The following is a 21460-nucleotide window of genomic DNA, read 5'->3' as shown; positions in this document are numbered from 1 at the left end:
AGGAACCATTGACCGGTTCAGTTCGGCCTTGCGCCACGAGTGAAATAAAGCTGCCAGTTTTTCAGGTCAGCAACACAGTTGAAGTAAAGAGTGAGCCGGTAAAGTCTCTCCAGTCGACGCTTTTTGCGTCTGATTTCTGCTTTTCGGGCATGGGAGATACTTCCTCATGCTAGTCTGCAGCTGTAACGTTATTACCGATAAAGACATTGAAGCCGTTGTTATTGAGCTTCTGGATCAGGATTGCTGGCAACTTATAGTTCCTGGCACCGTCTATAATGTCATGTCCAAACGCGGCCGTTGCTGTGGCTGCTTCCCAAACGTCGTGGAAACGATCATAAGGGTGACTGAAGAGTATCATCTTCGTCATAACCAAATGGACGAAAACGTGGTCCAGTTCATGGATCGTGTACGTTCTCTACGCGACATTCGGGAGTTCATGGAATGAAAGGCGAACCAAAGGTCATCGAGCGGCTTAACGAGGCATTGTTCCTCGAGCTTGGCGCTGTAAACCAGTACTGGCTTCACTACCGCCTCCTCAACGACTGGGGCTTCACGCGTCTTGCCAAGAAGGAACGTGAAGAATCCATCGAAGAAATGCATCACGCAGACAAGCTGATTGACCGCATTATCTTCCTCGAAGGTCACCCGAACCTGCAGACCGTAGCTCCGCTGCGCATCGGCCAGAACGTCAAGGAAGTTCTCGAAGCCGACCTTGCAGGTGAGTACGACGCACGCGCTTCTTACAAGAAGTCCCGCGAAATCTGCGACGAACTCGGCGACTATGTTTCCAAGCAGCTTTTCGATGAGCTTCTGGCGGATGAGGAAGGTCATATCGACTTCCTCGAAACCCAGCTCGACCTCCTCGCCAAGATCGGCGAAGAGCGTTATGGCCAGCTCAATGCGGCTCCAGCCGATCAGGCTGAGTAAGCCAAATCCGCTTTGCGAATGGAAGCCGGGGCTTTGCGCTCCGGCTTTTTTTATCATCTCAACTTTACCGTTGCCCCTTTATCGTGATATTGCGCGCGCAATTTCCGATATTTTGCAAGGTTCTCCCAATGAGCGCACCGCGCGTCAGTTTCGTTTCTCTTGGCTGCCCGAAGGCGCTTGTCGATTCCGAACGCATCATCACCAGCCTTCGCTCCGAGGGCTATGAAATCTCCCGCAAGCACGACGGCGCCGATCTGGTGATCGTCAATACCTGCGGCTTTCTTGATTCCGCACGCGATGAATCGCTGGATGCCATTGGCCTTGCTCTCAACGAGAACGGCAAGGTCATCGTAACCGGCTGCCTTGGCGCAGAACCCGATGTCATCCGTGAGCGGCATCCGAACGTGCTGGCCATCACCGGTCCGCAGGCTTATGAAAGCGTGATGAGCGCGGTGCATGAAGCCGTCCCTCCCGCGCACGATCCATTTGTGGACCTGGTGCCGCCGCAGGGTGTGAAGCTGACCCCGCGCCATTACGCCTACCTCAAAATCTCCGAAGGCTGCTCAAACCGCTGCTCCTTCTGCATCATTCCGGCGCTGCGCGGCGATCTGGTATCACGCCCGATCGATTCTGTGCTGCGTGAAGCGGAAAAGCTGGTCAATGCAGGCGTGAAGGAAATCCTCGTCATCTCGCAGGATACGAGCGCCTATGGCCTCGACATCAAGTATCAGGAAGCCATGTGGCAGGACCGCACGGTTCGCACCAAATTCCTCGACCTCTCACGTGAACTGGGCGATATGGGCGTGTGGGTGCGTATGCACTACGTATACCCTTACCCGCATGTCGATGAAGTCATTCCGCTGATGGCTGAAGGCAAGATTCTGCCTTATCTGGATATTCCTTTCCAGCACGCCTCCCCGGCGGTTCTGAAGAACATGCGCCGTCCGGCACATCACGAAAAGACCTCGCGCCGCATTCAGGCCTGGCGTGAGACCTGCCCGGATCTGGCCGTGCGTTCCACCTTTATCGTCGGCTATCCCGGCGAAACGGAAGAAGATTTCCAAATACTTCTCGACTGGCTCGATGAAGCCAAGATCGAACGCGCGGGCTGCTTCAAATATGAACCGGTCAAGGGTGCAAAGGCCAATGATCTTGGTCTCGAGCAGGTGCCGGAAGAAATCAAGGAAGCCCGCTGGCATCGTTTCATGGCCAAGCAGCAGCAGATTTCAACCAATCTCCTCAAGAAGAAAGTTGGCAAGCGCCTGCCGGTCATCATTGATGAAGCAAACGGCACGACGGCCAAAGGCCGTACGCGCTACGACGCTCCGGAAATCGACGGCAGCGTTCATATCCAGTCGCGCCGCCCACTACGCGTCGGCGACATCGTAACGGTGAAGATCGAGGCGAGCGACGCTTACGATCTGCATGGTATCGCGGTCTGATGGCGGCGGAAGCTGCCATAGCGATCAGAAAAGCCGCCGCGGCTGACGTGGCGGCAATTGTCGCCATGCTCGCCGATGACGCGCTCGGCGCACAGCGCGAAGATGCGAGCCTCCCCTTGCGAGATTCCTATCGCAGTGCCTTTGTGGCGATCGATTCCGATCCCAATCAGCTCCTGGCTGTCGTTGAATATGATGGCGAGGTCATTGGTTGCATGCAAATCAGCTTTATACCCGGCCTGTCGCGGATGGGCATGTGGCGCGGACAGATCGAAAGCGTGCGGATTGCGAGCCATATTCGTGGCGGCGGAGTAGGCCGTCAGATGATCGTTTGGGCAATCGAGCAATGCCGTGAACGCGGCTGCGGCCTTGTGCAACTGACGACCGATAAGTCGCGTTCCGACGCGCTGCGTTTTTATCAGTCGCTCGGCTTCACCGATAGTCATGAGGGACTTAAGCTATCGCTTTAACAAATAGCTTCAATATTTTGTAAGAAAATAAAAAGGGCGCTTTGAGCGCCCTTCTTTGCTTCTGTATGGAACCGCTTACTGCGGCAGCTTGTCGTCCACGCCAGCGACGTAGAAATTGAGGCCAAGCAAGGTCTTGTCGTCAGCCTGCTCGCCTTCTTTCAGCCAGACGGAACCGTCCTGCTTCGTGATCGGACCGGTGAAAGGCTTCAGTTCGCCCGACTTGATCTTGGCTTCGGTTTCTTCGGCCAATTTCTTCACATCGTCCGGCATGTTGGTATAAGGCGCCATCTTCACGAGGCCTTCCTTCATGCCCCACCAGATGTTCTGGCTCTTCCACGAACCGTCGAGAGCAGCCTTGGCGCGGTCGATGTAGTAAGGGCCCCACTCGTCCACGACAGCGGTAAGCTGCGTGTCAGGCGCAAACTTGATCATGTCCGAAGCCTGACCGAAAGCCTTGATGCCGCGATCATGCGCCACCTGAATGGCAGCGGTGGAATCGGTGTGTTGGGTGATGATGTCCACACCCTGGTCGATCAGCGCCTTGGCCGCATCAGCTTCCTTGCCCGGATCGAACCACGAATTGACCCAGATCACCTTGACCTTGAAGTCGGGATTAACCGACTGCGCGCCGAGCATGAACGCATTGATGCCCTGAACGACTTCCGGCACCGGTACGGAGGCGATGTAACCGGCAACACCCTTGGTCGACATCTTGGCGGCGATCACGCCCTGCACATAACGGCCTTCATAGAAGCGCGCATTATAGGCAGACATGTTGTCGGCAGTCTTGTAGCCGGTCGCATGTTCGAACTTCACGTCCGGGAATTTCTTGGCAACCTTGAGGGTCGGGTCCATATAGCCGAACGACGTCGTGAAGATCAGCTTGTTGCCAGCACGCGCCAGACGTTCGATGGAACGTTCAGCATCGGCACCTTCCGGAACGCTTTCCAGAAAGGTGGTTTCGATCTTGTCGCCAAGTGCCTCGACCAGCTCCTTGCGGGCCTGATCGTGCTGATAGGTCCAGCCAAAATCGCCCGGAGGTCCGATATAAATGAAACCGATCTTCAGTTTTTCTTCTGCATGCGCCGCGCCGCCGAGCATAAAGCTCGCCGCAGTGGCAATCGCCATAAGCGTCTTTTTCATGTTCCCTGCACTCCTTGTTTTTACCCTCTAACCAAAACGAAAACCCTTGGGACGGTTTACGTCTACCCCCTCAGCCGTTCGTTCTACCGGTCTGGCACGAACGGCTTGCCGAGCGAAGCCGGCGTATTCATCATCGTCAGGCGCTTGTTGCGCGATATGATGACCAGCACCACAATCGTCGCGAGATAAGGCAGCGCAGACAGGAACTGCGATGGCAGGCCAAAGCCCAGCGCCTGCGCGTGAAGCTGACCGATGGTCACCGCACCGAACAAGTAAGCGCCGATCAATACGCGCCATGGCCGCCACGATGCGAACACGACAAGCGCAAGTGCGATCCAGCCACGACCGGCCGTCATGTTTTCCACCCATTGCGGCACGTAGACGAGTGACAATTGCGCTCCTGCAAGACCGGCACAAGCACCGCCGAACAAAACCGCCAGAAAGCGCGTGCGCACCACATGCACGCCGAGCGCATGGGCCGAGCCGTGGCTGTCACCGATGGCGCGCAATGTAAGCCCTGCCCGCGTGCGGAACAGAAACCATGCCACGCCGACGACCAGCAGGATCGAAAGATAGAAGATCGGATCCTGCCCGAAGAAGAACCGCCCGACAAGCGGCAGATCGGTCAGATAGGGAATATGGATGGCTTCAAGCCGGACACCGGGAAGCCCGACAAAGCTTTCGCCGAGCAAGGCCGATGCTCCAACGCCAAGGATCGTCAACGCCAGCCCGGTTGCGACCTGATTGGTGACGAGTATGAGCGTCAGAAAGCCAAAAATAGCGGAGAAAAGCGCACCGACCAGAACGGCGGCAAACAAGCCTAACCAGGCCGAGCCGGTCATTTGTGCAATGGCGAAGCCGGACACGGCCCCCATCAGCATCATGCCCTCGACACCAAGATTGAGCACGCCGGAACGTTCAACAACCAGTTCGCCGATGGCAGCGATCAGGAGCGGCGTCGCTGCTGTTGCAATTGTGAGAAGAATAGCCTGCGTCAAATCCATGGGATCAGGCCTTTCCCGCTTGGCGACCGGATATGAAGCGAATGCGATAAAGGATGAGTGTATCGCAAGCGAGAACGAAGAACAGGATCATGCCCTGAAACACGCGCGCAGATTTTTCGGAGATGCCGATAGCAACCTGTGCAGCTTCGCCTCCAAGATAGGAAAGCGCCAACACCAGACCGGCTGCTATCGCCCCCAGCGGATTGAGGCGTCCCAGAAACGCGACGATGATCGCCGTAAAACCGTAGCCCGGAGATATGGCCGGACGAAGCTGACCGATGGCACCGGAGGTTTCCGCGATGCCCGCGAGACCGGCAAGGGCACCGGAAACCGCAAAGACGAAGAACACCATCTTGCCCGCGCTGAAACCCGCGAAACGCCCGGCTCTCGGACTTTGGCCGATCACCTTGACCTCGAAACCCTTCAGCGTGTGCTTGAGCAGGAGCCAGACGACAACCGCTGCAACGAGCGCAAAGATGAAGCCCCAATGCGCGCGGCCCGATGCGCTCCAGATTTCCGGCAGAATGGCGCTATCGTTGAACTGACGGGTTTCCGGGAAATTATATCCTTCCGGGTTGCGCCATGGCCCGCGCACGAGCCAGTCGAGGAACAGCTGCGCGACATAGACAAGCATAAGGCTGGTCAGGATTTCATTGGTATTGAAGCGCACTTTCAGCAAAGCGGGAATGGATGCATAGGCCGCGCCGCCTGCCATCCCCATCAGCATCATCAGGGGCAAAACCACCCAAGACTGCAGTTCAGGGAACATAACGGGCAAGATCGATCCCGCTATGGCACCGGCGATGAACTGCCCCTCGGCACCGATATTCCAGTTGTTGGACAGAAAGCAGACGCAGAGGCCGACTGCGATCAGGATCAGCGGCGCAGCCTTCACGAGCAATTCATGCCAAGACCAGATGTCGAACAAAGGCTCGACAAAGAAGACATAAAGCGCATGCAACGGATCCTTGCCCATCAGCGCAAAAGCAAGTCCGCCGAAAATCAGCGTCAACGACAGTGCCAGCAATGGTGACAAGGCGCTGAAAAGTCTCGACGGCTGCGGGCGTTTGACGAGTTCAATCCGCATCATGCAGTTCCCGCCTCTCCTGAGATACCGCCCATCAAAAGACCGATCTTTTCCAGCGTTACATCGGCAATCGGCAGAGGATCGGAGAGCTGGCCATGATTCATCACGGCAATGCGGTCACTGATTTCAAGAAGCTCATCAAGGTCCTGACTGATGACGAGAACTGCCGAACCGGAGCGCGCAAGATCCACAAGTGCCTGCCGGATATGTGCTGCGGCACCGGCATCCACGCCCCATGTCGGCTGGTTCACAACCATGACCAATGGTGAGCGATCAAGCTCGCGCCCGATGATGAATTTCTGCAGGTTTCCGCCAGAAAGTGCAGATGCGGGCGGATTTTCAGCACTCTTGCGCACATCCATCCGTTCAATGATGCGTTTTGCAGCCGATCGAAGCGCGCTCTCTGCGATCAGCTTCATCTTGCCGCCACGCAGGAACATCTTTGCGTCGGTCTTGTATCGCGACAAGAACAGATTGTCGGTCAGCGTCATGGTCGGAACAGCACCGTGACCAAGCCGCTCCTCCGGCACGAAGGCTGCCCCCATCATGCGGCGGTCGCTGATGCCGGCCTTGCCTGCATCCTTCCCGCGAAAGCGCACATTCGATGGATTTGACTGCAGCACTTCACCCGAAACAGCTTCGAAGAATTCACCTTGCCCGTTGCCTGCAACACCGGCAATGCCAACGACTTCGCCTGCGGCGACCGAGAGAGAAATATCTTTCAATGCCGTCGAAAATGGCCCACGCGGCGGTTGCGACAGTGACTTGATTTCAAAAAGCGCTTCATTACCGACATCTACCGCCGCCGCGATGGGACTGCGTGCCACAACATTGATATCATTACCGACCATCATACGGGCGAGCGACGCGGCGGTTTCCTTGCGCGGATCGCAATGTGCAACGACCTTGCCATGCCGCAACACGGTTGCGCGGTCACAGAGGCGTTTCACTTCCTCCAGACGATGGCTGATATAGAGGATCGACTTGCCTTCGGCTTTCAGGCGCTCCAGCGTTTCAAACAACTTGTCGGCTTCTTGCGGCGTCAGCACCGAAGTCGGCTCATCAAGGATGATGAGATCCGGCTCCTGAAGAAGACAGCGCACGATTTCGATACGCTGACGTTCGCCGACGGACAGATCACCAACATGGGCCTGCGGGTCGACCGGAAGACCGTAAGTCCTGCCAACCTCACGCGCACGCTTCGCAACGTCTGAAAGCGGTAGCGAACGGTCGAGCGACAAGGCAATGTTCTCAGCGGCAGTTAGTGAGTCGAACAGCGAAAAATGCTGAAAAACCATGCCTATGCCAAGTTTTCTTGCGGCGGCAGGTTCATCTATCGTGACAGGTTGCCCCTTCCAGACGATTTCGCCTTCAAGTGGCTGCAACGCGCCGAACAACATTTTCACAAAGGTTGATTTTCCGGCGCCGTTTTCACCCAGAAGCGCGTGAATTTCGCCTTCCCCGATGGTGAGATCGACACCATCGCAGGCCCGCAGCTGACCAAATACTTTCGTGAGCCGGCGGACATCCAGAAGAGGCCGGTCGGTTAAAGGCGCTGTCATTGTTCCCCAAAATTATATTTTTGAGCGACCTTATCCAGCAACTCTGCTCTTGAAAAGCCCAAAAGCAAGCAGCGGTGGACATATACACACTGCTGCAATCATCAGCCCGATCATGGAAGCAGAATGGTGGTTCCCGTCGTCTTGCGGGCTTCCAGATCCTCATGCGCCTTGCCCGCATCCTTGAGCGCATAGGTCTGGTTGATCTCGATCTTGACGGCTCCGCTTCCGACCACGTCGAAAAGCTCTGCTGCCGTCTTTTCGAGGTCCACCCGCTTGGCGATATAATTGAACAGCGTAGGACGCGTGGCAAAGAGCGAACCCTTCTGCGCCAGAATGCCGAGATCAAACGGCGGAATGACACCCGACGATTGGCCAAAGCAGGCAAACATGCCAAGCGGCTTCAACACGTCGAGCGAGCCCATATAGGTATCGCGCCCAACAGAATCATAGACAACGTCGACACCCGCTCCGCCCGTCAGTTCCTTCACCTTTTCGACAAAGTTCTCGGTGCGGTAATTGATGACATGGTCGTAGCCATGCTTTCTGGCCAACGCGATCTTTTCTTCCGATCCCGCCGTGCCGATGACGGTGGCGCCAAGATGCTTTGCCCATTGTCCGGCAATCAAGCCTACCCCGCCAGCAGCGGCATGAAACAGGATCGTCTGCCCCGGCTCCACCTTGAATGTACGCCGCAGAAGATATTGCGCCGTCATGCCTTTCAGCATCATGGAGGCGGCGGTTTTCAGATCGACATTATCCGGAACCTTGACCAGCCGGTCCGCTGGCAGAATGCGCTCGTCTGCATAGGAGCCCGGTGTCGCCACATAGGCAACACGGTCACCGACACGAACACCCTCAACGCCCGGACCAACCGCAATGACTGTGCCCGCGCCTTCATTGCCAGGCGTGAAAGGCATCTGGGCTGCCTTGTAAAGCCCGGTGCGGAAATAAACGTCGATGAAGTTCAGACCGACGGCTTCATGGCGCACTTTTGCCTCACCCGGACCGGGTTCGCCTATCTCGATCTGTTCATACTTCATGACTTCCGGCCCACCGGTCTGATGGACGCGAATGGCATTGATCATCATGCTTCTCCACTCTTCTTTGCGGCAGCGGCTTTCTCGGCCGCGATGACGGTCGCAGTCCGCCCCAATCCTGGGAAAAACTGCATGACAGCGCCGATGAAGTAGATGTAGAGGCCCGTCACGGAGATACCGACGCGAACCCACAACGGCGCGTCCAGAGTATAATAGAGCGCAGCCGCGCCAAAGGCACACCAGAGCAGGAAAACCGTCAGATTAAGCGGTCGCAGGCGCACAACGCGCACTGGATGCAGGAAATTGATCGGCAGGAACGACAGGATTGCCGATACGACAACGGTTGCGAAAGCGACCCACTCGCCCGGTTTGACGATGAAAAGCGTAAAGACCACCATGTTCCAGACGACCGGGAACCCCTTGAAGAAGTTCTCCTTCGTCTTCATGCCGGTATCGGCATAATAGATCGCGCTCGAAACCACGATGATCGCGCCGGATATGAAGGACAGATATGTCCCCATGAACCCGCTTTGATAAAGCGCGAAAGCCGGTATCAGAACATAGGTGACATAGTCGATGATGTTGTCGAGAAGCTCGCCAGACCAGTTCGGCAGAACATATTTGACTTCAAGCTTGCGCGCGATGGGGCCATCGATGCCGTCGACGAAAAGCGCCAGCCCCAGCCACCACCACATCGCCGTATAGCGCCCATCACTGGCCGCCACGATGGAAAGGAACGCCAGAAACGAACCCGATGCCGTCAGAAGATGAACCGAAAACGCCTTGGCTTGCGGCGCGGTGACTTTTTTGGCTTTGAGTTTTCCGGTCAGTTTGGTTTTCACGCCGTCCGCCATTTCAGTTTGTCGCCGCGCATATCCCGCCGAAGATAATCCCCGCATCGGCTCAAAAATCGGAATCGCTTTTTGAAAAGCACGATGCGTAGATTCAACAAGTTAGAGCGTCCTTTGTGCGTCCGCAAGGACGCACGGCGCTCTAAGGCAGCGAGTAAATTTCATCAAACGGGGAACGCGTACACCAAACAAACTGACGTCCCCAACCCTCAAGATCGTTGAATAGCTTCTCCCCCAGGAAAAGCCATGATCCTGCAGCAGCTTTCCCTGAATAAGCACAAAAGAGCAAGTAAGGCGTGAGGCAAATCCGCCATAATCCCACGGAAGAATGGCCTTTTGGCTGCAATTCGGTTTAAGTGCGGCTCAAACGCATCCGTCTGGAATCATCAGACAATGCGATATGCATAGCGAACGGTCACGAGGTCTGCACTGTCGGACCAGGGATGAAACACGATGAACGATCTTGTTGTGAACAAGCCTCTCACTGACATTGTCATCAGCGGCAGCGGGCCTGCCGGGATGATGGCAGCGCTGGCGCTTGGCGCAAAAGGCTATCGCACCGTGTTGCTTGGACCGGAGACCGACAAGGGCGATCGTCGCACCACCGCCCTCATGATGCCTGCCATCAGACTGTTGGAGGGACTGGGCGTCTGGTCGGATATCGAGCCGGAAGCGGCACCGCTCGCTTCCATGCGCATTATAGACGCCACGCGACGGCTCGTGAGAAGCCCTGTCGTCACCTTCCGTGCGGGCGAGATCGATGAGACTGCGTTCGGCTACAATATCCCCAATGCCGTTTTGAACGAGAAACTGGCTGAGGCCGTTTCCCGCAATCCGAATATCCAACGCATCAATGCCTCCGTCATCGAATACCGCCACAATGGCGACCACGTGACCATCACCCTTTCGGGCGGTGACACATTGCATACGCGGCTGGTCGTGGCAGCCGACGGGCGCAATTCCATGGCTCGCGAAGCGGCAGGCATCCGCACACGCCGCTGGAGCTATCCGCAGACAGCCGTTGTGCTTTCCTTCTCGCATAGTGTCGACCACGAGAATATTTCGACGGAATTCCACACCGAAGAAGGCCCCTTCACTCAGGTGCCGTTGAAAGGCAAGCGCTCAAGCCTCGTCTGGGTGGTCAATCCCGGTCGCGCCGAAGCACTGCTTGCGCTTGACGAAGCCACGCTCGCTCAGCGTGTCGAGGATATGATGCAGTCCATGCTCGGCAAGATTAACCTCGAGATCAAGCCGCAAGCCTGGCCCCTTTCCGGCCTCGTGCCCCATGTCTTTGCGGCCAAGCGCACGATCCTGATTGGTGAAGCCGCGCATGTGTTTCCACCGATTGGCGCACAAGGCCTCAATCTGGGTTCCCGCGATGTCGAAACGCTGGTCAAGGCTATCGAAAGCGATCTTGTCGACCCGGGCTCAAATCGGGTTATTCGCGCCTATGACCGCGCAAGACGTCCGGATATTCTAGCCCGCACCGGCTCTGTCGATGCGCTCAATCGTTCACTTCTCTCCGGCATGCTTCCGGCGCAGATCGTGCGTGGAGTGGGATTGGAAATGCTCCGCTCATTCGCACCGCTGCGCGCATTCTTCATGCGTGAGGGGCTTCGTCCTGGCAGCGGTTTCTCGCATCTGCTACCGAAACTGCCAAGCCTTCCACACCGAAGCGACGGCAAACGTTCCAGCTAACTTAATTTTCGGACCATCCGAGACATCGAACAGACAGAATTGCCGGTTACCGCCGACTTTAATTTGTCACGCGGTGAACTACATAATGTTGCATGGGTATGACACAGATAAAGCACGCGAAATTTCAGATCGGTCAGGTCGTCAAGCACCGGCTATTCCCCTTCCGCGGGGTTATCTTTGACGTAGACCCCGAATTTGCAAATACGGAGGAATGGTATGAGTCCATTCCGGAAGAAGCGCGCCCGCATCGCGACCAGCCGTTTTACCATCTGCTCGCGGAAAACGCGGAATCCGAATATGTCGCCTATGTATCGGAGCAGAACCTGGTGCCGGATTTAAGCGGCGAGCCTTTGCGCCATCCTCAGATCGAGGAGATGTTTGATCGACAGGACAATGGTTCCTATCGCGTAAAGTCGCAACATTCTAACTAATATAGCACTATCTTCTAAAGTGATGGTTCAAAAAAAAGGGCGCTCAAAGCGCCCCTTTTTCATAACACACTGGACAGACAGCAGCTTAGTTGGCTGCGCCCTTTGCCTTGTCCTGTTCAGCCTTCATCTTGGCTTCGAAATCCTTCTGGCGCTTCTGGACGGCGTCCTGAAGTTCCTTCTGGCGTTCTTCCAGTTCGGACTGCTTGAGAGCCGGGCCGGTCAGAGCGCCTGAGAAGCCGGTGAGTGCAACCGGAATCGGGTTCGGCTTGTTCTGATAGTTGACCGAAGTCAGGGTCAGCTTGCCGCCCTTCTTGAGCGCATTAATGAGATCGTCGGTCAGCGGAGCTTCTGCGATGCAGCGATCCGGGAAGCAGATGCCGTATTCAAGCTTGACCGGCTTGTTGTTGTCGATCTGGAGGCCGACGCCAGCAGGAATCAAACGACCGATAGGAACGGTCACCTGAAAGATCTTGCGGTTGATCTTGCCCTTGATCTCGATGAGGTTGACGGCGGTCAGGAGCTGGCCGGAATCTGCAGTGACAATGTTCTGCGTGTTGCAGATGTCATTGTCTTCCTGCTTCGAGCAAACCTTGAACCAGCCCTGTGGCGGCTGCTGCGCCGATGCAGGCATCGTCGCGGAGGCAAGCAGGGCGAACGCGCCAGCAATGGCAGATGCGGCAGCGATTGTCTTAGTGCTGGACATGATCAACAGGTTCCTTTCAACGCTCTGATCTATAGTTCCCGTTCTGTATTATAAGTCAGCGATAGACCGTCACTGGTTTTAAAATGCGGCAACAGCGTGACCTTGGGGATTTTAGCCCCCATCCGGACCCTTGCGGGCCCCAATCCGGAGCCGTGTTACAACGACTAGGGGTATGAATCCAGATGAGTTTCGTCTTTCCATGCCCGGAATCCGCCAAAATCTTTATTTTAGCCCCTACTGTCGCGTGACGGACACGCCCTAATTCCGCACTTAATGTACGATCATGCTAGTTTTCGGTTCCGAATCGACGCTTCCCGGCGCCGACCATCAAACTTATTTACAATGGACGATTGAAGTTGAACGGATTGATTGCCTTTCTCCGCAAAGTGGTTCTTGCGAGCCTTACCGGAGCTGTCGTCGGCGTGCTGCCGGCGCAGGCGATAGCCGAAGCACAGCCGGACTATGCGCTCTCCATGCATGGAGATGTGGCGCTGCCGGCTGACTTCACCCATTTCCCCTATGCAAATGCCGACGCCCCGAAGGGCGGCGCCATCACAATGGGCGTTGTCGGCACTTTCGACAGTCTCAACCCATTTGTTCTGAAAAGCATGCGTACGACAGCGCGCGGCCTGTTCGGGGATGTCGACCTCGGAAATCTGGTTTACGAAACGCTCATGCAGCGCTCGCGGGACGAACCCTTTACCCTTTACGGCCTGCTTGCTGAAAAGGTTGCGGTTGATCCGGACCGCAAATGGGTCGAATTCACCTTGAACCCGAAAGCGAAATGGTCGGACGGCCAGCCGGTGACGGTGGACGACGTTCTCTTCAGCTATGACATTCTGACGGAAAAGGGACGCCCTCCCTACAACAACCGGATGAGTCGGGTCGAGAAGATCGAAAAGACGGGGGAGCGCTCATTTCGCTTCACCTTCAACGACAAGTCGGATCGCGAATTTCCGATGCTGATTGCCTCATCGATGCCCGTGCTGCCAAAGCACGCCATTGATCGCGAAACCTTCGGCAATTCATCCCTGAAATCACCTATCGGCAGCGGCCCGTATCTCGTTTCCGGCGTGCAGCCCGGCCAGCGTATTATCTACAAGCGCAACCCTGACTACTGGGGCAAGGATCTGCCGTCGCAGCGCGGTCTCAACAACTTCGATACGTTGACGATTGAATATTACCGAAACGAGACATCCCTGTTTGAGTCTTTCAAGAAGGGGCTGCTGGATGTCTTCATCGAAGCAAACCCGACTCGATGGGAGAAGCTTTATGATTTCCCGGCTGTAAAACAGGGCCGTGTCATCAAGGACAGCTTTGAAAAAGGCACGCCAGCCAACATGTTCGGCTTCGTGTTCAACACGCGCCGTCCAATTTTCGCCGACCGTCGTGTCCGGCAGGCCCTGGGGCTGCTCTTCGACTTCGAATGGGCTAACCGCAACCTTTTCGCCGATCAGTACCGCCGCACGCAGAGTTTTTGGGAAGGATCGGAGCTTTCCTCCGTCGGCAAGCCTGCCGATGACCGCGAGAAGCAGTTGCTGAAACCATTCCCCGAAGCCGTTCGCGACGATGTCATGAATGGTACATGGCATCCGCCCGTAACGGACGGCAGCGGTCATGACCGCACGCCTGCAAAGAAAGCCTACGATCTCCTGACTGACGCGGGTTTTCAGTTTGAACACGGCCTCGCCGTTGATCCCTCTGGCAAGCCGCTTAAATTTGAGATCATGACGCGCTCGCCCGACGAGGAAAAAGTTGCGTTGGCTTACAAGCGCAATCTCGCGCGACTGGGCATCACAATCGAAATACGCACTGTGGACGACGCCCAATATCAGCAGCGCCTCCAGACATTCGACTACGACATGATTCTCGGAGCGCTGACCGGATCGCTTTCGCCCGGCAACGAACAATGGATGCGCTGGGGCGCAGCCTCGCGTGACGTTCAGGGAAGTTTCAACTATCCGGGCGTTGCTGATCCGGCAGTAGATGCGATGATTGAAGCACTGCTGGCAGCCAGAAGCCGCGCCGATTTCGTGAGTGCGGTCCGCGCCCTTGATCGTGTGCTTATCTCCGGGGATTACTACATTCCGCTTTACCACCTGCCCTATCAGTGGGTAGCGCGCTGGGATCGCATCGAGCATCCAAAGAAGACTTCGCTCTATGGCTATCAACTACCAACCTGGTGGCGCGCAAAGCCATGATCGGGCTTTAACGTTGATGTAATTCGCCCTACATGCACCCAATATATGATGAGTATTCAACCGGAGGCCGCGCCTCTGGTTCCCGTATGGAGACACTGCCATGGCCACCAGAAAGATAACTATCGATGTCGTGTCCGACGTCGTCTGCCCTTGGTGCTTTCTGGGGCGCAAGCGCCTTGAGGCGGCACTTGCCATGGTGCCGGATGTGGAGGCGGAAGTGCGCTGGCGTCCCTTCCAGCTCGATCCGACCCTGCCTCCGCAGGGAAAGGATCGCCAGACCTATATGCGAGAGAAATTCGGCACCGGCGGAAAGATTGATGACATCCACAAGCAGCTGACCCAGCTTGGTGAGGAAAACGGCATCGTCTTCGATTTCGATGCCATCGCCCGAGCGCCAAATACTCTGGACGCACATCGCGTCATCCATTGGGCAGCACAGGCTGCACCCGATACGCAGGACCGGATGGTCGGCATGTTGTTCTCGCTCTATTTCGAGCAGGGACAGGATATCGGCGACCACGAAGTGCTGGTTGATGCTGCGGCAAGCGTCGGCATGGATGCCGAAGTGGTGGCCCGGCTCCTGCAAAGTGAGGCAGACAAGGCAACGATTCGTGAGGAGATCGATACCGCCAGCCGCATCGGCGTGCGCGGCGTACCATGCTTCATCATCGATCAGAAATATGCCGTCATGGGCGCTCAGACGGCAGATGTCCTTGCTGACGCTATTCGCCAGACGGCTGAAGGCTTTGAGCCGGGGATTTCTGAAGATCGCTAAAAGACGCGAATCGGCGGGTTAACCCGCCGCGATCTTCGCCAGTTGCGTCATGATGACGGCAGAACCGTTGAGGCGCTTTTCCGGTGTCGGCCAGTCGCGGATGAAGACGATGCTCTGATCCGGCCTGATCTTGGCCATGGAGCCCTGTTCACCGATCATTTTCACCAGCCCGACCGGGTTGTTGAACGTCGCATGACGGAACTGGATGACCACGCCCTTCGGACCGGCATCGAGCTTCTCGACATTCGCACGGCGGCAGAGTGCCTTGATGTAAACGATCTTGAGCAGGTGCTGCACTTCATCCGGCATCGGACCAAAACGGTCAATGAGTTCCGCGCCGAAAGCATCTATATCCTGCGGCTCTTCCAGATCGGCGAGACGGCGATAAAGGCCGAGGCGCAATTGCAGGTCCGGCACATAGGCTTCGGGGATCATAACCGCCGTGCCAATAGCGATCTGCGGCGACCACTGGCTGTCTTCCACTTCGCCGGAACCCTTGAGCGTCGCAACGGCTTCTTCCAGCATCTGCTGGTAAAGCTCAAAACCGACTTCCTTGATATGGCCAGACTGTTCCTCGCCGAGCAGATTGCCTGCCCCGCGAATATCCATATCGTGGCTGGCAAGCTGGAAGCCTGCGCCCAGCGTGTCGAGCGACTGTAGAACCTTTAGGCGACGTTCCGCCATCTGCGTCAGCATCTTACCTGCCGGAAGTGTGAACAGCGCGAAAGCGCGCTGCTTCGAGCGACCAACACGACCGCGCAGCTGGTAGAGCTGTGCCAGACCGAACATATCGGCGCGGTGCACGATCATCGTGTTGGCCGTCGGAATATCGAGACCGGATTCCACAATGGTCGTGGACAGAAGCACATCATACTGGCCGTCATAGAAGGCGTTCATGATGTCATCGAGCACGCCCGGCGCCATCTGGCCATGGGCCACGGCGACTTTCAGTTCAGGCACATGCGTTTTAAGGAAGTCTTCGATGTCACCAAGATCGGAAATGCGCGGGCAGACGTAGAAACTCTGGCCGCCACGATAGCGTTCGCGCAAAAGCGTCTCGCGAATGACGAGCGGATCGAACGGTGAGACGAAGGTGCGCACCGCCATACGATCGACGGGTGGCGTGGTGATGAGCGACAGTTCGCGCACGCCGGTTAGCGCAAGCTGCAAAGTGCGCGGGATCGGCGTGGCGGACAATGTCAGCACATGCACGTCCGACTTCAGTTCCTTCAGCCGCTCCTTGTGCTTAACGCCGAAATGCTGCTCTTCATCGATGATGAGCAGACCGAGATTCTTGAATTTGATCGAGTTGCCGAGCAGCGCATGCGTGCCGACGACAATATCGACCGTTCCTTCTTCCAGTCCCTTTTTGGCAGCCGCAAGTTCTTTCGTGCCGACAAGACGCGAGGCATGGGCAAGATTGATCGGCAGACCATGGAAGCGCTTCGAGAAGGTCTTGAAATGCTGGCGCGACAGGAGCGTTGTCGGCACGACTATCGCCACTTGAACGCCACTCATCGCAGCAATGAAAGCAGCGCGCAGGGCTACTTCCGTCTTGCCGAAGCCGACATCACCGCAGATCAGGCGATCCATCGGCTTGCCAGCAGCCAGATCGTCCGCCACGGACTCGATTGCCGTCAGCTGGTCGTCGGTTTCATCATAGGGGAAGCGAGCAGAAAATTCGGCATAGAGACCATCTGGCGGCGTCATCACCGGCGCACCGCGCATCTGCCGTTCGGCAGCGATCTGGATCAGATGCCCGGCAATCTCAAGCAGGCGTTTCTTGAGCTTGGCCTTGCGCATCTGCCACGCGCCACCGCCAAGCTTGTCGAGAACCGCATCGGAGCCCTCCGAACCATAACGCGAGAGCAGTTCGATATTTTCAACCGGCAGGAACAGCCGGTCATCGCCCGCATAGTGAATTTCAAGACAGTCGTGGGGAGCGCCAGCGGCGGTAATGGTCTTGAGGCCAATGAAGCGACCGATACCGTGATCGACATGGACGACGATATCGCCAGCGTTTAGCGAGGCGACTTCCGAGATGAAATCCTGATCGCGCTTGCGGCGCTTGGAACGGCGGATAAGACGGTCACCCAGAATATCCTGCTCGGCCACGATGACGAGATCGCCCGCGTCGAATCCGCTCTCGACGGCCAGCACAGCCGCCGTTACCTTGTCGCGCGACAGCGCCTTGACGGTAGAAAGCCGGTCAACCGACTCGATCTTTTCCAGCCCATGTTCATCAAGGACCTGCAAAAGACGGTCGAGAGAACCTTCAGTCCAGGCAGCAACCAGCACTTTCTTGCCCGCTGCACGCAGTTCGGCAATATGCTTCACCACCGCTTCGAACAGGTTCACGTCGGTGGCGGCGCGCTCCTCGGCAAAGCTGCGGCCCTTGTGCACATCGGCATGAATAATCGTCCGCCCCGTAACCTCCGGCGCACCGAATGGCGTCAGGTCGATGCGCATACCTCCGGCCTCAGCGTGCTTCTCGACCTCTGATGGTGTGAGATAAAGCGTTTCCGGCTTGACCGGTTTGTAAGGCACGGCATCGCTGCCCGGCTCCTTGCCTTCGGCCTGCCTCAGCCGCGCCTCGTAGTGATCGACAACCATGGTGTGGCGCTCGGTCAGCGCCTCATGCACCAGATGGTCGAACACCACCGGCATATTGCCCGCATGGTCGAAGACGGTATCAAGCTTGTCGTAGAAAAGCGGCAGCCAGTGTTCCATGCCCGCAAAGCGACGACCTTCACTGATCGCCTGATAAAGCGCGTCATCGCGCTGCGGCGCACCGAACATCGCGACGTAATTCTTGCGGAAACGGCTGATCATGTCCGGCGAAAGCGTGATTTCGCTCATCGGCTGGAGCACGAACTCCTTGCGCGTGCCCGTGGTACGCTGCGAAGCCGGATCGAAAGCGCGGATCGATTCCAGTGTGTCGCCAAAGAAATCAAGCCGCAACGGCTCTTCTGCGCCGGGTGCATAAAGATCGAGAATACCACCACGAACGGCAAATTCGCCGATGTCGCGCACGGTGGAAACACGTTCGAAACCGTTGCGCTCCAGCCGGGATGCCAGATCGTTCATATCCAGCTGGTTGCCGGGACGCGCCGAAATCACCTGTTCGGCTATCGCCGCTTCCGGCGGCAGCTTTTGCAGAACGGCATTGGCTGTGGTGAGAATGATGGCAGGATGCGGTGCCTTTTTAAGTTGGGACAGCGCACTGAGTGCGGCGAGCCGACGTGCCGATGCGTCTGCGCCGGGCGATACGCGGTCATAAGGCAAACAATCCCATGCAGGCAGATGCAGAACCGGCATATCCGGCGCCACGAAACTCAAGACCTGCTCCAGATCGGCAATGCGCTGCCCGTCGCGCACGATATACATAATCGGTCCGCGTTCGCCGATCTCTTCCGCCAGACGAATGAGACAGAACGCCTCATAACCGTCGGCAACGCCGTCGATCACGATATGACGATTTGCCCCGAGTGCGCTGGAGGACTTGAGACCTAGTTTGCTGAAAACGGGCATGGGAACCTTGAACTCAGAATTCTATGCGGTCGCGGAACGCGACAATATCGCGGAACAAAGGCGTGTCATAATCTGCCGGGATCGGGCTTTCACCCGTCACCCATTTGAGAAGATCGCGGTCAAGCACTTCAAGAATATGCTCGAACTCATCGAGCTGCGGATCGGTGAAGCCGACAATATATTCATCCGCATATTGCCCGAGGATCAAATCCATCTCGCGCATACCGCGATGCCACGCGCGAAACAGAAGCTTGCGGCGCCGTACATCCAGATTTTCCGTCGCCAATGTGCTGCCAGTCATCCTCGGTAAGCTCCAATCATTCAAATTGCTGCTGGTATATAGCATCTGCGCCGCAAACGGGAACCCGTTTATCCAACAAGAACAAAAAGAGCACAGAAAGATTGCGCACCGCCCTTGCACCGCAGGACGAAGCAGTTAATGCTCAAGCCCATGCGCCCATCCATGCTCGATCCATTTTTTGCTTCCGTTCGTTCGCTTTCCGGCATTGGCCCGAAGGTTGCCGCCCTGCTTGGCAAACTGCTTGGCACCGACATACCGGGCGCGGAGCCCAAGGTCGGTCAGCTCCTGTTTCTGGCACCGCACAGCGTGATCGACCGACGCAATCGGCCTGGTATCGCGCTTGCTCAGGAAGGTGCAATCGTCACGCTGGAAGTCATTGTAGACCAGCATCAGCCTGCACCACCCGGGCGTGGTAATGTTCCGCATCGCGTCTTCGCTCATGACGACACCGGCGAAATCGCGCTGACCTTCTTCCATGCGCAATTGCCTTGGCTGCAAAAAATGCTGCCTGAAGGTGAAACTGTCATCGTCTCGGGCAAGGTGGAATGGTTCAACGGTCGCGCCTCCATGGTCCACCCGGACTATATTGCGAGCTTAGAAGATGCGGTCAATCTGCCGATGGTCGAGCCGGTCTATCCGCTGACCGCAGGTCTGTCGCCAAAGACATTGGCGCGCGCCGTCAAGGAAGCACTGACCCGCGTGCCTCCGCTGCCGGAATGGATCGACGGCCCGTTGCTGGCGCGGGAGCGCTTCACCAGTTTCCAGCAATCGCTGAACACGCTTCACCTGCCTGAAGACCCGTCGGATATCGCGCTTGAAAGCATTTCGCGGCGCAGGCTCGCATATGACGAGTTTCTGGCCGGACAATTGGCACTCGCCCTTGTTCGCGCGAAAACACGGCGGCTTTCCGGTCGTCCTCTGGAAGGTACAGGGCGCATCGTCGCCGAAATCATGCGCCACCTGCCCTATCGCTTGACCGAGGGGCAGGATCAGGCTGTTCGCGAAATCATCACAGATCTTAAATCGCCGGAGCGCATGTTGCGGCTTTTGCAGGGCGATGTCGGCTCCGGCAAGACGGTCGTTGGATTGCTTTCCATGGCCCACGCCGCAGAATCTGGTGGACAGTCAGCACTCATGGCGCCGACGGAAGTTCTCGCCCGTCAACATTTTGCAACCATCGCGCCGCTTGCAGAGAAAGCGGGACTGAAAACCGCCCTTCTGACCGGTCGCGAAAAGGGCCGTGACAGGAATGCAGTTCTCGAAGGATTAAAAACTGGCGAAATCGATATCGTCATCGGCACGCATGCGCTTTTTCAGGAAAAGGTCGAATATCACGACCTCGTTCTGGTCATCATCGATGAACAGCATCGTTTTGGCGTGCACCAACGTCTGATGCTGACCGCAAAGGGTTCTGCACCGGATATGCTGGTCATGACGGCTACACCTATTCCGCGTACCCTCGTCCTCACCGCCTTTGGCGATATGGACGTGTCGAAACTGACCGAGAAGCCTGCCGGACGCCAGCCCATCACGACCGCCATCGTGCCAATGGAGCGCATGGGCGAACTTGTCGAGCGCATCCGAAAAGCTGTGGCAGAAGGACAGAAAATCTACTGGATTTGCCCGCTCGTTGAAGAATCCGAAGTCGTTGAACTGACTTCGGCGGAGGAACGTTTCGAAAGCCTCAAACCCGTCTTTGGGGATCGCATCGGTCTCATCCATGGCCGCATGAGCGGGGCTGAAAAAGACGAAGCCATGCGGGCATTCAAGCAGGGCGAAACGCGGTTACTGGTCGCGACCACTGTGATCGAAGTAGGCGTAGATGTTCCCGATGCGACGATCATTGTTATCGAACATGCCGAACGTTTCGGCCTGTCGCAACTGCACCAGCTGCGCGGTCGCGTGGGGCGCGGCGACAAACCGTCAACGTGCTTGCCGCTTTACAAAGGCCCGTTGGGCGAAATCGCACAAGCCCGGCTGAAGGTCATGCGCGAGACGGAAGACGGTTTTCGTATCGCGGAAGAAGATTTGAAACTGCGTGGCGAAGGCGAATTGCTCGGCACGCGGCAATCCGGCACCCCAGGCTTCCGCTTGGCTTCCATCGAAGCGCATGGTGATCTTCTGGAAATCGCCCGCAAGGATGCGCGCTATATTCTGACAAGCGATCCCGATCTGGAGTCCGAACGCGGACAGGCGTTGCGCGTACTGCTTTATCTTTTCGGGCGTGACGAAGCTATCCGGCTGCTTCGAGCAGGATAACAAAATGGCGGCAATCAGCCGCCATTTCTATTAACTTATCG

At 56.8% G+C, this 21460-nt stretch carries 17 protein-coding genes and 1 pseudogene; 9 read left to right on the top strand and 9 right to left on the bottom strand.

What is annotated here, in order from left to right; all coding sequences use genetic code 11:
- Positions 1-166: 166 nt before the first annotated feature.
- From OHI65_RS08875 to OHI65_RS08860, 4 genes and pseudogenes are all read left to right on the top strand, one after another.
- A pseudogene (locus tag OHI65_RS08875) lies at positions 167-476 on the top strand (bacterioferritin-associated ferredoxin).
- Positions 442-927: a bacterioferritin gene (bfr, locus tag OHI65_RS08870; protein WP_010658824.1), complete on the top strand. Its 486-nt coding sequence runs from the start codon at positions 442-444 to the stop codon at positions 925-927. Before OHI65_RS08875 ends, bfr begins: the two are co-directional and overlap by 35 nt.
- 128 nt (positions 928-1055) lie before the next feature.
- Positions 1056-2369 carry a 30S ribosomal protein S12 methylthiotransferase RimO gene (gene rimO / locus OHI65_RS08865; RefSeq protein ID WP_125302033.1) on the top strand — a complete coding sequence of 438 codons (1314 nt, stop codon included), beginning with the start codon at positions 1056-1058 and terminating at the stop codon, positions 2367-2369.
- Positions 2369-2836 (top strand): GNAT family N-acetyltransferase, encoded by a 468-nt coding sequence (locus tag OHI65_RS08860; protein WP_264358638.1) that lies wholly within the window; start codon positions 2369-2371, stop codon positions 2834-2836. The genes rimO and OHI65_RS08860 overlap by 1 nt, the downstream gene beginning before the upstream one ends.
- A gap of 75 nt (positions 2837-2911) precedes the next feature.
- Here OHI65_RS08860 and OHI65_RS08855 read toward each other — a convergent pair whose 3' ends face one another.
- The 6 genes from OHI65_RS08855 to pcsA form a co-directional block, all read right to left on the bottom strand.
- A complete protein-coding gene (locus tag OHI65_RS08855) occupies positions 2912-3979 on the bottom strand; it encodes a BMP family ABC transporter substrate-binding protein (protein ID WP_010658827.1) in 1068 nt (355 codons plus the stop codon).
- Positions 3980-4062: 83 nt separating this feature from the next.
- On the bottom strand, positions 4063-4983 hold the full coding sequence (locus OHI65_RS08850; protein WP_029927385.1) for an ABC transporter permease: 921 nt from the start codon (positions 4981-4983) through the stop codon (positions 4063-4065).
- Positions 4984-4987: 4 nt separating this feature from the next.
- Complete coding sequence (locus OHI65_RS08845; RefSeq protein ID WP_125302102.1) at positions 4988-6070, bottom strand: ABC transporter permease; 1083 nt, start codon at positions 6068-6070, stop codon at positions 4988-4990.
- The gene (locus OHI65_RS08840; protein ID WP_125302038.1) at positions 6070-7632 is read right to left on the bottom strand and encodes an ABC transporter ATP-binding protein; all 1563 of its coding nucleotides are present in this window, start codon (positions 7630-7632) and stop codon (positions 6070-6072) included. Before OHI65_RS08840 ends, OHI65_RS08845 begins: the two co-directional genes overlap by 1 nt.
- 110 nt (positions 7633-7742) lie before the next feature.
- The gene (locus OHI65_RS08835; RefSeq protein WP_125302105.1) at positions 7743-8717 is read right to left on the bottom strand and encodes a quinone oxidoreductase family protein; all 975 of its coding nucleotides are present in this window, start codon (positions 8715-8717) and stop codon (positions 7743-7745) included.
- Positions 8717-9523: a phosphatidylcholine synthase gene (pcsA, locus tag OHI65_RS08830; protein WP_029375958.1), complete on the bottom strand. Its 807-nt coding sequence runs from the start codon at positions 9521-9523 to the stop codon at positions 8717-8719. Before pcsA ends, OHI65_RS08835 begins: the two co-directional genes overlap by 1 nt.
- Positions 9524-9973: 450 nt before the next feature.
- On the opposite strand from pcsA, the gene OHI65_RS08825 reads away from it, so the two are divergent.
- Entirely contained in the window at positions 9974-11218 is a 1245-nt protein-coding gene (locus OHI65_RS08825; RefSeq protein WP_125302041.1) for a UbiH/UbiF family hydroxylase, read from the top strand.
- Between the two features lie 92 nt (positions 11219-11310).
- Positions 11311-11649 carry a heat shock protein HspQ gene (hspQ, locus tag OHI65_RS08820; protein ID WP_010658834.1) on the top strand — a complete coding sequence of 113 codons (339 nt, stop codon included), beginning with the start codon at positions 11311-11313 and terminating at the stop codon, positions 11647-11649.
- 85 nt (positions 11650-11734) lie between these two features.
- On the opposite strand, the gene OHI65_RS08815 is transcribed toward hspQ, so the two are convergent.
- Complete coding sequence (locus OHI65_RS08815) at positions 11735-12352, bottom strand: invasion associated locus B family protein (RefSeq protein ID WP_010658835.1); 618 nt, start codon at positions 12350-12352, stop codon at positions 11735-11737.
- A 350-nt stretch (positions 12353-12702) separates the two neighbouring features.
- On the opposite strand from OHI65_RS08815, the gene OHI65_RS08810 reads away from it, so the two are divergent.
- Both OHI65_RS08810 and OHI65_RS08805 read left to right on the top strand, forming a co-directional pair.
- Complete coding sequence (locus tag OHI65_RS08810; protein WP_125302044.1) at positions 12703-14553, top strand: extracellular solute-binding protein; 1851 nt, start codon at positions 12703-12705, stop codon at positions 14551-14553.
- Positions 14554-14653: 100 nt separating this feature from the next.
- Positions 14654-15328: a DsbA family oxidoreductase gene (locus OHI65_RS08805; protein WP_029927370.1), complete on the top strand. Its 675-nt coding sequence runs from the start codon at positions 14654-14656 to the stop codon at positions 15326-15328.
- Positions 15329-15346: 18 nt separating this feature from the next.
- Here the strand turns inward: OHI65_RS08805 and mfd are convergent, their stop codons facing one another.
- The gene (gene mfd, locus OHI65_RS08800; RefSeq protein WP_125302047.1) at positions 15347-18859 is read right to left on the bottom strand and encodes a transcription-repair coupling factor; all 3513 of its coding nucleotides are present in this window, start codon (positions 18857-18859) and stop codon (positions 15347-15349) included.
- Between the two features lie 13 nt (positions 18860-18872).
- The gene (locus OHI65_RS08795) at positions 18873-19160 is read right to left on the bottom strand and encodes a succinate dehydrogenase assembly factor 2 (RefSeq protein WP_061345376.1); all 288 of its coding nucleotides are present in this window, start codon (positions 19158-19160) and stop codon (positions 18873-18875) included.
- 138 nt (positions 19161-19298) lie between these two features.
- Here OHI65_RS08795 and recG point away from each other — a divergent pair, with 138 nt between their 5' ends.
- Positions 19299-21419, top strand: coding sequence for an ATP-dependent DNA helicase RecG (gene recG, locus OHI65_RS08790; RefSeq protein WP_264358637.1), 2121 nt, complete (start codon positions 19299-19301; stop codon positions 21417-21419).
- The last annotated feature ends 41 nt before the right edge of the window (positions 21420-21460 follow it).

It is taken from the genome of Brucella sp. MAB-22, assembly GCF_025908475.1.
GTDB lineage: Bacteria > Pseudomonadota > Alphaproteobacteria > Rhizobiales > Rhizobiaceae > Brucella > Brucella anthropi.
Note: the sequence above shows the minus strand (reverse complement) of the source record. Positions and strands in the feature narration are given on the sequence as shown.